General features: G+C 33.7%; 11 protein-coding genes, 1 pseudogene and 1 riboswitch. Of the genes and pseudogenes, 8 read left to right on the forward strand and 4 right to left on the reverse strand.

Features of this window, described 5'->3' with window-relative positions; genetic code table 11:
- Positions 1-14 precede the first annotated feature (14 nt).
- Positions 15-770 (forward strand): class I SAM-dependent methyltransferase, encoded by a 756-nt coding sequence (locus tag BTOYO_RS22230; RefSeq protein ID WP_001260789.1) that lies wholly within the window; start codon positions 15-17, stop codon positions 768-770.
- A gap of 431 nt (positions 771-1,201) precedes the next feature.
- Positions 1,202-2,353, forward strand: a complete 1,152-nt coding sequence (locus BTOYO_RS22235; RefSeq protein WP_002038462.1) for a TIGR04053 family radical SAM/SPASM domain-containing protein — start codon at positions 1,202-1,204, stop codon at positions 2,351-2,353.
- A gap of 165 nt (positions 2,354-2,518) precedes the next feature.
- Here BTOYO_RS22235 and BTOYO_RS22240 read toward each other — a convergent pair whose 3' ends face one another.
- Positions 2,519-3,049: a GNAT family N-acetyltransferase gene (locus tag BTOYO_RS22240; protein ID WP_000483987.1), complete on the reverse strand. Its 531-nt coding sequence runs from the start codon at positions 3,047-3,049 to the stop codon at positions 2,519-2,521.
- Positions 3,050-3,193: 144 nt separating this feature from the next.
- Between BTOYO_RS22240 and BTOYO_RS22245 the strand changes: the two genes are divergently transcribed.
- The 3 genes and pseudogenes from BTOYO_RS22245 to BTOYO_RS22255 all read left to right on the forward strand — a co-directional run bounded on the left by BTOYO_RS22245 (position 3,194) and on the right by BTOYO_RS22255 (position 5,889).
- A complete protein-coding gene (locus BTOYO_RS22245; RefSeq protein WP_000414519.1) occupies positions 3,194-3,892 on the forward strand; it encodes a response regulator transcription factor in 699 nt (232 codons plus the stop codon).
- Positions 3,882-4,957: pseudogene (locus tag BTOYO_RS22250) on the forward strand (sensor histidine kinase). The gene BTOYO_RS22245 and the pseudogene BTOYO_RS22250 overlap by 11 nt, the downstream one beginning before the upstream one ends.
- 71 nt (positions 4,958-5,028) lie before the next feature.
- Entirely contained in the window at positions 5,029-5,889 is an 861-nt protein-coding gene (locus BTOYO_RS22255) for a M23 family metallopeptidase (protein ID WP_000265665.1), read from the forward strand.
- A 57-nt stretch (positions 5,890-5,946) separates the two neighbouring features.
- On the opposite strand, the gene BTOYO_RS22260 is transcribed toward BTOYO_RS22255, so the two are convergent.
- Positions 5,947-7,242, reverse strand: a complete 1,296-nt coding sequence (locus tag BTOYO_RS22260; RefSeq protein WP_001030659.1) for an Nramp family divalent metal transporter — start codon at positions 7,240-7,242, stop codon at positions 5,947-5,949.
- Positions 7,243-7,737: 495 nt separating this feature from the next.
- Between BTOYO_RS22260 and trhO the strand changes: the two genes are divergently transcribed.
- Entirely contained in the window at positions 7,738-8,697 is a 960-nt protein-coding gene (gene trhO, locus BTOYO_RS22265; protein WP_000246236.1) for an oxygen-dependent tRNA uridine(34) hydroxylase TrhO, read from the forward strand.
- A gap of 178 nt (positions 8,698-8,875) precedes the next feature.
- Here trhO and BTOYO_RS22270 read toward each other — a convergent pair whose 3' ends face one another.
- On the reverse strand, positions 8,876-10,351 hold the full coding sequence (locus BTOYO_RS22270) for a hypothetical protein (protein ID WP_000387455.1): 1,476 nt from the start codon (positions 10,349-10,351) through the stop codon (positions 8,876-8,878).
- A gap of 174 nt (positions 10,352-10,525) precedes the next feature.
- Between BTOYO_RS22270 and panE the strand changes: the two genes are divergently transcribed.
- Positions 10,526-11,470 (forward strand): 2-dehydropantoate 2-reductase, encoded by a 945-nt coding sequence (gene panE, locus BTOYO_RS22275; RefSeq protein ID WP_001221916.1) that lies wholly within the window; start codon positions 10,526-10,528, stop codon positions 11,468-11,470.
- 62 nt (positions 11,471-11,532) lie between these two features.
- Here the strand turns inward: panE and BTOYO_RS28180 are convergent, their stop codons facing one another.
- Positions 11,533-11,661, reverse strand: coding sequence for a hypothetical protein (locus tag BTOYO_RS28180; protein WP_000038255.1), 129 nt, complete (start codon positions 11,659-11,661; stop codon positions 11,533-11,535).
- A gap of 140 nt (positions 11,662-11,801) precedes the next feature.
- Positions 11,802-11,949, forward strand: a riboswitch (cyclic di-AMP (ydaO/yuaA leader).
- 144 nt (positions 11,950-12,093) lie between these two features.
- Here BTOYO_RS28180 and BTOYO_RS22285 point away from each other — a divergent pair.
- On the forward strand, positions 12,094-13,920 hold the full coding sequence (locus BTOYO_RS22285; RefSeq protein ID WP_000254863.1) for an APC family permease: 1,827 nt from the start codon (positions 12,094-12,096) through the stop codon (positions 13,918-13,920).
- Positions 13,921-14,457: the final 537 nt, after the last annotated feature.

Below are 14,457 nucleotides of genomic sequence, written 5' to 3' on the forward strand. Positions count from 1 at the left end.
AAGAAGGTAGTACTTTGAGAACAACAGAAAATTTTAACGACAAGGCCGATATATATGCGAAATATCGCCCCGATTACCCTAATGCATATATTGATTATTTGTTTTCGGCTAACCAACTGAAAGAGGACCGAATTGTGGCTGATATTGGTTCAGGTACGGGGATATTTAGCCACCAGTTGCTTGAAAGAGGTTTAAAGGTTATTGGAGTTGAGCCAAATGATGACATGAGAAAGATGGCTGAGCAATCGTTAAAACTATATGCTCGTTTTCAATCAATAAAAGCAACAGCTGAAAATACCACTTTAAAAGAGCATAGTGTGGATTTAGTAACTGTTGCTCAAGCATTTCATTGGTTTGATAAAGCAGCTTTCAAAATGGAATGCCAACGAATCTTGAAACAAAAGGCAAATGTTGCTCTCGTTTGGAATAGTAGAGATTTAACTAGTTCGATTATGAAAGAGAATGCAGAAATTTGCCAGAAAACCTGCCCGACTTTCAAAGGGTTTAGCGATGGAATAGAGGAAACTCCCGAAGTATTTAACACCTTTTTTAAGGATGGAAAGTATGAGTTTAAAGAGTATCAAAATGATTTACTTTTTGATTATGAAGGTTTTTTGGGAAGGAATTTATCAGCGTCCTATGCTCCGAAAAAGGATGAAGAAGAATATAAAAAATTTGTTTTTCTCCTGTCAGAGTTATTCGAAAAACATAGTAAGAATGGAAAAATTGTTCTTCAAAACATGACGCGAAGCTATCTAGGAAATGTCTAAACAACCGGACATAAAGGGACTTTAATCGAAGTGCCTATTTGAATTGTAGATTATCATGTACTAATTAAGATCTTCAACAAACGGGAGCGATTGTTGAACAACAATTAAAAGGGCGATACATATTATTCATGCATAATATGTATCGTCCTTTATTTTTTATGACCTTTTACAATTTAAGTCTTCTAACTAAAAAAAATCTGTTGAAGAAAGCCGCGATGTTTATAAAAAGTTGTGAAGCTTTGCCCTTTTAGATCATTTAGTCTAAAGGGGTGTTTATATTTTTAACAAAGAGCTTTTGTGATTGTTGAAGAGGAAGGTAGAAACATTAGATTAATAGCAGTATAGGGGCATTATTATGACTGAAGATTTTTATTTGTGATACATCTCACACCATAAATACATATATAACTTTACAATTAGAATATCAATTGATGGGAGGGTTAATCTTGATTAATCGTGATTTTAATGAAAATCCGTTTATTGTGATATGGGAGTTAACAAGGGCATGTCAATTAAAATGTCTGCATTGTCGTGCAGAAGCACAGTATCATCGTCATCCTCTAGAGCTAACATTCGAAGAAGGAAGAAAGCTAATTGATGATATATATGAAATGGAAAATCCAATGCTTGTATTTACTGGTGGAGATCCATTAATGCGTCCAGATGTATATGATATCGCGGAATATGCAGTGAAAAAAGGTGTTCGAGTTTCTATGACGCCAAGTGCCACTCCAAACGTGACGAAAGAAACGATTCAAAAAGCAAAAGAAGTGGGACTTGCTAGATGGGCATTTAGTTTAGATGGACCAACAGCTGAAATACACGATCATTTTAGAGGGACAGAAGGATCATTTCAATTAACAATGAATTCCATTCGTTATTTGCATGAATTAAAAATTCCTATTCAAATTAATACTGTTGTTTCTAAATATAATGTGGATGTACTTAAAGAAATGGCAATGTTAATAGAAGAATTAAAATGTGTACTTTGGAGTATATTTTTCTTAGTTCCAACAGGACGAGGTAAGGAAAAAGATATGATTTCACCAGCCCAACATGAAAGGGTATTCCATTGGCTATATAAGCTTAGTAAAAAGGTTTCTTTTGATATTAAAACAACAGCTGGTCAGCACTATAGACGGGTTGTGCTTCAAGAAAAAATGAAAGAAAATAACAAGACAAATCAGATCATTCAATATCAGGATGTATTGATGAATGGGACGACAGGGCGAATTGATGGGCTTGGTCGTGCTCCAAAAGGGGTGAATGACGGAAACGGTTTTGTATTTATTTCTCATATTGGAGATGTATATCCAAGTGGATTATTGCCTATTAAAACCGGGAATATTAGAACGACAGCACTAGCTGAAATCTATCGAAACTCTCCTGTTTTTCAAAACCTTCGTAATCCGGACAAGTATAAAGGAAAGTGCGGTGTTTGTGAGTTTCGATATGTTTGTGGGGGATCTCGTTCTAGAGCATATGCGATGACGGGGGATTACATGGAAAGCGAACCTTTCTGTGTATACATTCCAAAAGCATTGCGAAAACAGAAAAAGAACGTAAAAACGGGAAATGAGTAAAAGTTTGCTCATTTCCCGTTTTTTTAGATTTTATAATGTATTGTACTTCGCATCAATCGTACGATAATCTAAGAAATGAAAACCGATCGTTTTTTTCCATCCCTCATTAAAAATCTACTATTTGGATCCGTTGTACGGATACGAATTCTTCACACATAAATTCTATTAAACCGATTTTAATAAAGCATAAAAATTCGTATCATATGGAATATCATCTTGATACATATAATTTTTTAGAACGCCTTCTTTTTCAAAACCTAATTTTAATAGCACCTTATTTGAAGCTTCATTTTCAAGAAAGACAATTGCACCAATACGTTTTAAATGAAGCGTGTGGAAACCGTATGATATAACCTCAGAAACTGCTTCCGTAGCATAGCCATTTCCCCAGTGTTCAGGGAGAAAGGCATAACTTATATTTGCTCGTTTATGCTCAGAAGACCAATCGTGAAAACCAATTGTTCCAATGAGTTCTTTTTTATCTTTTAATTCGATGCCCCATTTTATACCGTTTCTTGCATTGTAACTCAACTTGAAATTATTAATAATTTGCTTTACTTGATCTACATTCTGTAATGGTTTTTGGCCATAATAGCGCAGTACATCAGTATTAGAAAAGCATTGTAGTATACCCGGTGCATCTTTTTCCGTAAGTTCTCGCAAAATGAGTCGGTCAGTTTTTAATATAGGAAACATATTTTCACTCCATTTCTTATGAAACTAGAATGCATTTGTTATTATATAATTTAAACTGAAAATAAAGATTATTCAAGATGAAAGGGTAGGTTTGATTTATGTTAAAATGGGATGTGGAATATATTTCAAAAAAGAGGTTTAGAAATGGAGAAAAACTCAATATTAATTGTAGATGATGATCTAGATATTGTTCAATTTATTAATGTGAATTTAACGCAAGAAGATTTTACTGTTTTTAGTGCTCATAACGGAGAAGAGGCATTAGAGATAATAAATAATAACAGTATTCAACTTGCTATTCTTGATATTATGATGCCTCAAATGGATGGTATAGAACTGTGTAGAAGGATTAGAGAGAAATATAGTTTACCAATTATGTTTTTAAGCGCAAAATCATCGGATGTAGATAAAGTAATTGGATTTAGTACTGGGGCAGATGATTATATTGTGAAGCCGTTTAGTACAATTGAATTTATAGCAAGAGTGAAAGCTCAATTAAGAAGGTATACATATTTTAATCAAATTGCTGTCCAAGTAATGGAAAAGAAAATAAACATTAAAGGTTTAGAAATAGATGAAATTTCTAGAGTAGTAAAGATATATGGACAAACAATTAATGTTACAAAAACTGAATATGATATTTTGCACTTAATGGCAGCTGCAAAGAACCGTGTGTTTACGATTGAAGAAATATATGAAAGTGTTTGGAATGAAAGGGCCTATGAAAGTAATAATACGGTAATGGTTCATATTGCGAGATTAAGAAATAAAATTGAAGAGAATCCAAAAGAACCGAGGTTTATACAAAATGTTTGGGGAGTCGGGTATAAAATTGGAGATTAAATCATTACAAGGAATTAGAGCTAAATTCTTTTTTGCATTTATATGTAGCATTCTGTTAGCTACGGTAAGTATCATATTAGTTCAAATTTTATTTGGAAGTATATATAGTGACGTTGTCGCGCTAGAAGAGAAATATTCGTTTTTTATTTTATGTTTTTTCTGCTGTTAACCACTATATATTTTGCATTACTGACAAAGACAACTATAAAAAGATTGAATGAGATCAATAAGAATGTGAAGGAAATAAGCAATGGTAATTTGGAAATACATATACCTATTTCGAAAAGCGATGAGATTGGTGAGTTAGCGACGAATGTCAATAGAATGGCCAAAAGTTTAAAAGAGTCTATTGAAAATGAAAAAAAATCACAGGAAATGAAAAATGAAATGATTAGTAATATTTCACATGACTTACGAACGCCTGTAACATCTCTAATTGGTTATGCGGACTTACTAGGAAATAAGCTTCATTCACATGGAGAAGAATGTGGACAATATGTAAGCATATTAAAGCGAAAAAGTTATGAATTAAAAAATCAAGTTGAAGATTTATTAGAATACTGTCAAATAAACTATAGAGAGATTGAATTACATAAAAATGTAGTAGATATGAAAGCATTAATTGAACAGGTCATGATTGATTTTTTACCACAGTTAGATGATGCCAATATGAGTTTTTATATTAAAAGTAATGAAGAGCTATATGTAAAAGTTGATGTAGCGCTTATAGTGAGACTATTTGAAAATATAATTAGTAATAGCATTATGTACGGGAAAGATGGAAAAGAAATTTCAATTCAAATTTCCCAAAGAGAAAGGAATGTTGAAGTAGAAATTAAAAATTTTGGACAATGTATTCCGACAAAGAGTCTTCCTTACGTTTTTGAGAAGTTTTATCGTGGTGAAAAATCACGTAGCTCTCATACGGGTGGGAAAGGAATGGGACTTGCAATTTCGAGAAGTATAGCTCAGCTCCATAAAGGAGATATAACTGTATGTAGTAACGATAAAGAAACAATTTTCACTGTGAAATTACCACAGTATAAAAAAGTAAGAAAGTCGTAAGTATTTCTTTCATATGCCGTAATTTTTACTTCGTATCATTGAGAACAAAGATATGAGAGTAGGGATACAGCATGTGGAAGAAAAGTTTGTTAGCAATTATAGTTTCTTTTTTAATTATAAGTTGGAGTGTAGTTTATTTAGCTCATGGTATTATATCAGTCGTTGTTTGGTGGTGGATACAAGCATTTAGCGTAGTTTCGATTTTTGTTTTGATAGGCTCAGTAGTAATGTTTGCTTGGAAAGGCATCTTTAGAAAGCGAATAGATAGAATGCTACTTTTAATAGTTCTGTTCTCTATCATTGGAGCTTGGCCTGTCGGGTGGTTCGCTAACATTGGGAGAATTGCATACCCAGCAGATGTACAGTCTACGAGTCCTAAAATAGTCGTTCGTTTTCCTTTGAATGAGCGGGCGTTAGTAGGATGGGGTGGTGATCGCCTAGAGAAGAATTATCATGTGATAAAACCAAATGAAAGATGGGCATATGATATTCTCATTCCACCTGCTGAAGTGAAAAGTAGTAAGTTAGAGGATTATGGAATATATGGAGCGACAGTAATGGCGCCAGCTTCTGGAACAGTTGTATCAGTTAATAATGATGAAAAAGATTTAGTTCTGGGATCAGATGATTTTCAGTCAATGGCCGGGAATCATATTTATTTACGGTTAGATGAAACAGGGACATTTTTGATTCTCGCTCACTTAAAGAAAGGGTCAATTAAAGTTAAAGAAGGACAACATGTAAACGAAGGCTTCGTTCTTGCCCAAGTTGGTAACTCTGGAAGTTCAAGTGAGCCGCATTTACACATCCATCATCAAAGAGAGAATCCATCCGAGGTGAGTATGTTTTATACGGAAGGCTTGCCACTTTATTTTCGAACTAAAAAAGGTGCGCTGATGCCGGAAAGAGGTACATACGTAAAAGGTAATTAGAAGAGAATTATTTTACTAAAAAGGGTATTCCATTTTTGATTGGAATACCCTTTTTCATTACCCTATAAATGTTTGATACAGTAAGAAAATATTTAAAACGATAACGAGTGCAGCAATTATCCAAGCGATGAAAGTTGTTATACGGTGGTTAACGAGTGCCCCCATAATCTTTTTACTACTTGTAAACATAATAAGCGGTACTAATGCAAAGGCAATACCAAACGATAAGACAACTTGGCTCATAACGAGAGCATAAGTTGGGTTTACACCTAGAGCAATTATAACTAGAGGTGGAATCATTGTTATAAATCGGCGTAAATATAACGGAATATGCATGCGAATGAATCCTTGCATAATAATGTCACCAGACATTGTACCGACAGACGAGCTAGATAATCCTGCTGATAAAAGTCCGATTCCAAATAAAGCAGCGGATGCAGGACCGACTAAATTACTGAATTGGTTGAAAGCGACGTCAAGGTCTTCAACGTGCAAGCCGTTTTTAAAGAATAAAGCAGCTGCTACAATTAACATACTCGCATTAATGGCTCCAGCGATAACCATTGCAATAATGATATCAATGAATTCGAAACGGAAAATCTTTTTCTTTTGTTCATCATTTGTTCCGACTACACGGCGCTGTGTTAAGGCGGAATGTAAATATATTGCGTGTGGCATAACTGTCGCACCTAAAATACCAGCTGCTAAAAGAATACTATCCACGCCTTGGAATTTTGGGATAAATAGTCCTGAAAGAAGAGGGCTTAATTCCGGTTTTGCATAAAAGACCTGGACACCAAAAGCGATAACAACGATAAAAATCATCCCTGTTATGATTGCTTCTAATGGACGAAAGCCTCTGCGTTGAAATTCAAGAATAATAAACGATCCAGCTGCTGTAATTAAAGCTGCTGGTAACATTGGAATTCCGAATAACAAGTACAATCCGAGTGCTGCTCCAATAAATTCAGCTAAATCAGTTGCCATAATAACAAGTTCACCTTGAATCCATAAACCGATGGAAACAGGTCTCGGGAAATTTTCACGAGCTATCTCTGGAAGGTTTCTCCCAGTAGCAATTCCTAATTTAGCTGATAAAGTTTGAATTAATACAGCCATTAAATTAGAAGCGAGAATTACCCAAAGTAATAAATAACCATATTGTGAACCAGCAGCAATATTCGTTGCGAAATTTCCAGGATCAATATAAGCGACTGAAGCGATGAAAGCAGGCCCTAAGAATGGTAATAGTCTTTTTAAGCCTTTCGTTTGTCCGCTTAGCGCTAAATGTGCTGATTGAACAGTTGTACTTTGAGAAGGGATTTGTTCGTCTTTTGATATATCTTTATTCATAGTAGTGTTCCCCTTTGAAATCTTAACTTGATGAAATTATTGTATTTATTCTTACTCATTATTTCAATACATTTATATATGTTATGTGTTGATTTCATTTGAACATAAAAGTTTCCTTAATGCAAATTATATGACTTTGTACAATTAATGGTGTGGAAATACAAAAATATTTTGGAAGTTTATGGGCGCTGAATAAAGGAGAAGATAATAAATTAAAGGACTGTTTTTGAAATTTATGTGAACAAAAAGCCTATTATACAGCATATTAATTGATGGAAATGGATTTGTATGATATATAATATATTGGGATTGCAACATAACCATAGTGTTTTGGTGTGTAATCTTGTTTTTTATTTTTGTTAACTTATAGAAAATAGTATAAAGAGAAGAAAATGGGATGCATAAAACTTTGGATACATTTTCTTATTATATATGTTTTGATATGAACGTTAACTTATACATGATTTTAAAAATTAGATAGGTGGTAGAAATACATTGGCAACTACAAAACCATATAGAGTATTACTTTATTACATGTACACAACAATTGAAAACCCTGAAGAATTCGCTGCAGAGCATTTAGAATTTTGTAATTCACTTGAATTAAAAGGTAGAATCCTTGTAGCAAAAGAAGGTATTAACGGAACTTGTTCTGGAACTGTAGAACAAACAGAGAAATACATGGAAGCAATGAACAATGATCCACGTTTTGATGGAATCGTGTTTAAAATAGATGAAGAAGAAGGCCATGCATTCAAGAAAATGCACGTACGTCCGCGTCCAGAATTAGTTACACTTCGTCTAGAAGACGATATTAATCCAAAAGAAATAACTGGAAAATATTTAGAGCCAAAAGATTTTTATGAGGCGATGAAACAAGAAGATACAGTTATTATTGATGCACGAAATGATTATGAGTTCGATTTAGGGCATTTTAAAGGTGCAATTAAACCAGATATTGAATCATTCCGTGAATTACCAGATTGGATTAGAGAAAACAAAGAAACACTTGAGGGTAAAAAGATTTTAACTTACTGTACAGGCGGAATTCGATGTGAGAAGTTTTCTGGTTGGTTAGTTCGTGAAGGCTATGAAGATGTAAGTCAGCTTCACGGCGGAATTGTAACGTACGGAAAAGATCCAGAAGTACAAGGCGAGCTATGGGATGGACAATGTTACGTATTTGATGAGCGTATTGCTGTACCAGTAAACCAAAAAGAACATGTTATTGTTGGTAAAGACCACTTTACAGGTGAACCTTGTGAGCGCTATGTAAACTGTTCAAATCCAGAATGTAACAAGAAAATTTTATGTTCTGAAGAAAACGAAGCAAAACATTTACGTGCATGTTCTCATGAATGTCGTGTAAGCCCACGTAACCGCTACGTAATACAACATGAATTAACGGAAGAACAAGTAGCTGCTGCATTAGAGAAAATCGAAGCAGGTAAGTAAGTTGAATTCGTGTAATAAAAAAGGGTACTCCAAACTTTATTTTGGAGCACCCTTTTTATATTGTTAGGTTCTGTCTTTTGTCGATTTTTGTCGGTAAGTCCATATATTTAAAAAATCGCTGATAAAAATTTCATTTACTGAAACGCATCATGTATTTGTAATTTAAAAAGAATCGTCTTTAATTTTTATCCTCTTTTTCTTTCACAGCAGAAAGTACAGTTTGTTTTACCCACGCTTGTCTTCTTCGATGCTGTATACCCCATTGGTATAAACTTTGTACACCTAAAATAAAGGAAATGACTATACCGCTAATTGCTATTAACAGTGCAAAAAATTCAAGAGGAGATGATATTTTGTTTGAATCTGTATTTCTTAAAAGGTCAATCATAGTAAAACCTAACATTTGGCCTACTACAGAGTAGAGCGTTAAAATTAATAATAAAAGGCTATCTTTTTTAGCGGCGACATTTTCTTGATATTTAAACAAACTATCAAGATTTTGTTTCGCGTTCGAGTATAAAATTTCAATGTTAAAAAGTTTTCTTAAGCGGAAGAAAATATCTTCACTTTGTGATTGAGATACTAATTCTAAAGAAAAATAATTGGCTGTAAACGAATTGATTGAATAAATTAATTTCTCTATTTCATTTGTATCTTGTTCAATATTTAGCTCAGCATAAGCATTCGCCATCTTTAATAAAACAACTTTATGAAATAGGTTTAATAATAAAGCGTAATAAAATTCTCCGTACATTTGACTAGCAAGTTTAGTGACTTCTTGTTCACCTTCATTTGTTATACATGTGAAAATATGTTCTTCCATAATAAAATAACGGTTAGGAGCCCATCTTTGATAAGAATGCTTTGTTAAATAATCGTGAATATAAGGAACATTATTTGCACTAATATACGGCTTACCATCGTCTGTTAATCCGGAAAGACTGGAAGCTCGATATACATCAACTACATGAAGGTCTGACTTTTTGTTAATAGATAATAAGGTTTGTACATACATTCGTTGGTCTTCAAAGAAGGGGAATGTTTGAAAGTATGAACTCCGCAACCTCTTATTCTCAAAGAAGTCTGTTAAGCCATGATATAAATCGCCGAATATAAGTTTTTCTACTTGTGAATATTTTTTTCCATCACATTCAATACAAATGGTCTCGGTTGTATCATTTCTAGTTTCAAGCACACGGAAGCGAGAAGCAAATTCGATGGCTTCTGATAATGTCATGTTTGGGGCGGTTTTGACTTCTGTTCGAATTGTTAAGAAGCCAAGCTCATAAGGACAAAGGGTTACATCAATAGAATGTATCTTGAATGGAACGGAAATAAGATTTGTTGTTAAATGTCCATTTAAATTAAGGTCTTTAGAATAGCGCTGTAGTCCCTTTTGATGTTCTGAATGAGGAAAAAGAATTTTATTCGTAAATGAAAGATAGTATGCTTCCATATTTTGATGTGAAACTTGAAACTGCCCGTAATATGTATTTTCATCTTCAAGATGATCAAGTCGAAAAGGACGGAAATTATTTTTTTGTAAGAAAGGGAACATATTTTGTTCATATCCAGTTTTAAACGAAAACGGGAATATAAATTGAAATATAGCTGTTGTTACATCTTTTTCTTCGATTGTTTGTATTGCCTCCATTTACATTGTTTCCTTTCCGTATAAGCTATAGAAACAACATGCCCAATTTTTCTTGAAAATAACCTTGTTTTTTCAATAGATTAAGAATGAAAATTCAGCCAATTTAACAAGGGACATGTATAATGTTATGTATACTAAAACTAGTATAATTGTGTGAGGAAAAGGGGATGTTGTATGCGCATTTTAGTATTAGGAGCTGGTGGCGTCGGTGGATTTTTTGGTGGCCGATTAGTAGAAAAGGGAGAAGATGTTACATTTCTCGTTCGCAGCAAAAGAAAACAACAATTAGAGGAAAAAGGACTTGTTATTCGTAGTGTGAATGGAGATTTTTCCTTTCAACCGAAATTGATAACGAAAGAAGATAGAACTTCTCCATTTGATGTGATTTTATTTTCAACAAAGGCGTATCACTTAAACGAGGCAATTCAAGATTTGAAGCCGTTTGTTGGCGAAAATACTGTAATCATTCCATTGTTAAATGGTATCGCTCATTTATCGCTATTACAAAAAGAATTCGGCGGGGAAAAAGTAATGGGCGGTTTATGCTTTATTGAGACGACGTTAAACGATCAAGGAGAAATTGTACAAACTAGTGCTGCCAACAGACTTGTATTTGGAGAAATTAAGCCTCAAGATTCAGAGAGAATAAAGCGTATTACGAAAGCATTTATAGGTACGAAAGCTAGCTTTGTTTTAAGTGAAAATATTATGCAAGATATGTGGCATAAATATTTATTTATTACTGTCATGTCAGGCGTTACAACATTAATGCGTGCACCGATAGGACCAATTCGTGAAAGTGAAGGTGGACGTGAATTTATCCGAAATTTATTTGAGGAATCTGTGCAAATTATGAGGGTATTAGGAGCTCCAGTTAAAGATAATATTGCCCAGGAACATATGAAAACGATTGATAAAATTTCTTATGATATGAAGTCCTCTATGCAGCGTGATATGGAAAAAGGTTCGTTTATTGAAGGGAAGCATTTGCAAGGATACTTACTAGATGTAGCAGAACAATTTTCTTTAGAAGCACCATTACTAGGAGTGGTATATCAAAATTTGAAGGTGTATGAAGAAATGACATTTAACAAACCCGTAATAGAATTAGATGTATGAAATAATAAAAAAGATAGCAATATATAAGTGTATTGCTATCTTTTTTATTTGCGTATGACAAATTATTTGTTTCTTTTAATTCTTTCTGTCAAGTTTATTTCCTGTTCACGTTTACCATATAACTGATTAATTTCATTTGCTACTGCATCTAAATATGAATCGGAAAAAAGCGGTTTCTTCTTTTTAGACATACGGGTCTCCTTTAAGGGTTTTTTAGTATTCATTATGTATATTTATCAGCGGATTATGCGCAATCATTTTAAATTTTTTCTTTTTAAAAATTTTTGTTTACATTTTGAAAATAAAGGAGTATTATAATCCACAGTTTCAATTTTCTAAATCGCTGAAACCGCATGGTACGGGGGACCCGTTCTTACGGATTAGTACATAATCCGATGGGGTGAATCCTTAAAAAAAGGTAGGGCTACTCATAGGCCCGAATCCGACAGCTAACCTCGTAAGCGTTATATTGAGAAGGAAGGTGGAGCTTGTGCGACAAAAAAAATAATGTCTACAAGTCTATTTCGCTATGGCTTGTAGACATTTTTTGTTTTCTGAAGAAATAGTTTGCTGGCTGTAACAAGCAGAATCGTTCGTACAAAATTATTGGAGAGTGGACAGCTGTGGTTTCATCTATTAAAAGATTTTTAATTGGAAGGCCGTTAAAATCAACTGAGTTAGGAGAGCAAAAGCTTAATAAAACGAAGGCGCTAGCCATTCTATCTTCTGACGCATTGTCATCAGTTGCATACGGACCAGAGCAAATTTTAATCGCTTTAGCAGGTCTTGGAGCGATTGCGTATTGGTATTCCATTCCGATCGCTATTGGGGTATTAGTATTATTGACAGCTCTTATTTTATCTTATCGTCAAATTATTTTTGCCTACCCACATGGCGGGGGCGCATATGTTGTATCAAAAGAAAACTTAGGGATGAATCCAGGCTTAATAGCTGGAGGGTCTTTATTAGTGGATTATATTTTAACTGTTGCAGTAAGTGTATCAGCAGGTACAGATGCGTTAACATCTGCTTTTCCTAGCTTACATGCACATAATGTAATCATTGCGATTATATTTGTTATATTTATAACCATATTAAATTTAAGAGGTGTAACAGAGTCAGCTTCCGTTTTAGCATATCCTGTTTATTTATTCGTTTTAGCACTATTTATATTAATTGGTGTAGGGATATACAATATTTTAACTGGTCACGTTTCACCGACCTTACACACGCCGATTGGAACGCCGGTTGCGGGAATTAGTTTGTTCTTACTGTTAAGAGCATTTGCATCAGGTAGTTCGGCTTTAACAGGTGTTGAAGCGATTTCAAACGCAATTCCAAATTTTAAAGATCCTGCACCAAACAATGCAGCAAAAACTTTGCTTGCGATGGGCGCATTACTTGCTGTGTTATTTTCAGGAATTGTATTTTTAGCTTATTATTACGGAATTACACCGAGTAAAGAAGTAACTGTTGTTTCTCAAATTGCTGAACAAACATTTGGACGTAATTTCATGTACTATTTCATACAAGGCACAACAGCTTTAATATTAATTCTTGCTGCTAACACAGGGTATTCTGCATTTCCATTATTAGCAGTTAACCTTGCAAAAGATAAATTCATACCGAGAATGTTTACGATTAGAGGAGACCGTCTTGGTTACTCAAACGGTATTATTATACTTGGAATTGCTTCGATTATTTTAATTGTAGCTTTCCAAGGTCAAACAGAACATTTAATTCCGCTATATGCAGTAGGTGTGTTTATTCCATTTACACTTTCTCAAACGGGTATGGTATTAAAATGGCTTCGTGAAAAACCTGAAGGATGGGCTTTAAGATTAACGGTTAATTTAATTGGTGCAGTCATTAGTTTTATCGTTATGAGCATGTTCTTTTTAACTAAATTCGCTCAAGTTTGGTCGATCCTTATTTTCTTACCTGCTATTATCTTCTTGTTCCATCGAATTAAGAAGCATTATGATGCAGTCGGTGATCAATTAAGTTTAAAAACTTGTGAGCCTCTTATTCCGATTGAGGGGAATGTAATTCTCGTGCCTGTAGCTGGTATGACTCATGTAGTAGAAAATTCATTGAACTATGCGAAGGCTCTTTCTGCAGATCAAGTTATCGCTGTATATGTTGCTTTTGACAGAGAAGAGGAAAAGAAATTTGAAGAGAAATGGAAGAAGTGGCAACCTGAAGTAAGGCTTGTTACATTGCATTCTCATTATAGAAGTATTATTCAGCCGCTAACTAAGTTCATTGATACAGTGCAATATAAAGCGAGTGAATCAAATTATCGAGTTACGGTCGTTATACCACAGTTTATTCCGAAAAAAGGCTGGCATAACATTCTTCATAATCAATCAAGTTTACTCATACGTGCGTATTTACTCTATAAGAGAAATGTTGTTATTACGACAGTTCCATATCATTTGAAAAAGTAAGAAGATTTTTTAAGGATAGTTTCACGAAAGTGAAGCTATCCTTTTTGTGTATACGCTATGCATTATTGCATATTTAACTAAAAATTATATTAATATAATTTTATCCATTGTGAGTAAGTAGTGTTTTCTGTTGTGATATATGGATATTTTAATCGGGAAAGTGAAACGAATTTTATTTTGGGATAAGGACATGAGAGCTTGAAAATAAAGGGAATGAAAATACTTCTTTACGTTATATAAATAGCTGTGTTTAAATGACCTTACAGTACAAAACTTACTTGAAAACAAAACGAAATTTCATACTTTTATACGTGAATTAGTTTAAAATGAATAATATTTTTATGTAATATATTCACTGTATGAATGTGAAAATTGCAATAGAATAGAAATTTTATACAAATCTATTCATACTAAGCACATATGAAAAGGTATGAAATGTTTTATAACAATAAGTAAGTACTGTAGAAAAAAGTTAGGAGAGATGGTTCGTACACGAATCACGGTGAGAATGTTCTCTATTTTAACCATCTCAAATTA

Source organism: Bacillus toyonensis BCT-7112, from assembly GCF_000496285.1.
Taxonomy (GTDB): Bacteria; Bacillota; Bacilli; order Bacillales; family Bacillaceae_G; genus Bacillus_A; species Bacillus_A toyonensis.

Bases quoted from the DNA above. Each gene is read 5' to 3' on its own strand.
- BTOYO_RS22260 (WP_001030659.1), bottom strand. From the start codon at position 7,242: ATGAATAAAGATATATCAAAAGACGAACAAATCCCTTCTCAAAGTACA.
- BTOYO_RS22245 (WP_000414519.1), top strand. From the start codon at position 3,194: ATGGAGAAAAACTCAATATTAATTGTAGATGATGATCTAGATATTGTT.
- BTOYO_RS22240 (WP_000483987.1), bottom strand. From the start codon at position 3,049: ATGTTTCCTATATTAAAAACTGACCGACTCATTTTGCGAGAACTTACG.
- BTOYO_RS22270 (WP_000387455.1), bottom strand. From the start codon at position 10,351: ATGGAGGCAATACAAACAATCGAAGAAAAAGATGTAACAACAGCTATA.
- BTOYO_RS28180 (WP_000038255.1), bottom strand. From the start codon at position 11,661: ATGTCTAAAAAGAAGAAACCGCTTTTTTCCGATTCATATTTAGATGCA.
- BTOYO_RS22255 (WP_000265665.1), top strand. From the start codon at position 5,029: ATGTGGAAGAAAAGTTTGTTAGCAATTATAGTTTCTTTTTTAATTATA.
- panE (WP_001221916.1), top strand. From the start codon at position 10,526: ATGCGCATTTTAGTATTAGGAGCTGGTGGCGTCGGTGGATTTTTTGGT.
- BTOYO_RS22235 (WP_002038462.1), top strand. From the start codon at position 1,202: ATGGGAGGGTTAATCTTGATTAATCGTGATTTTAATGAAAATCCGTTT.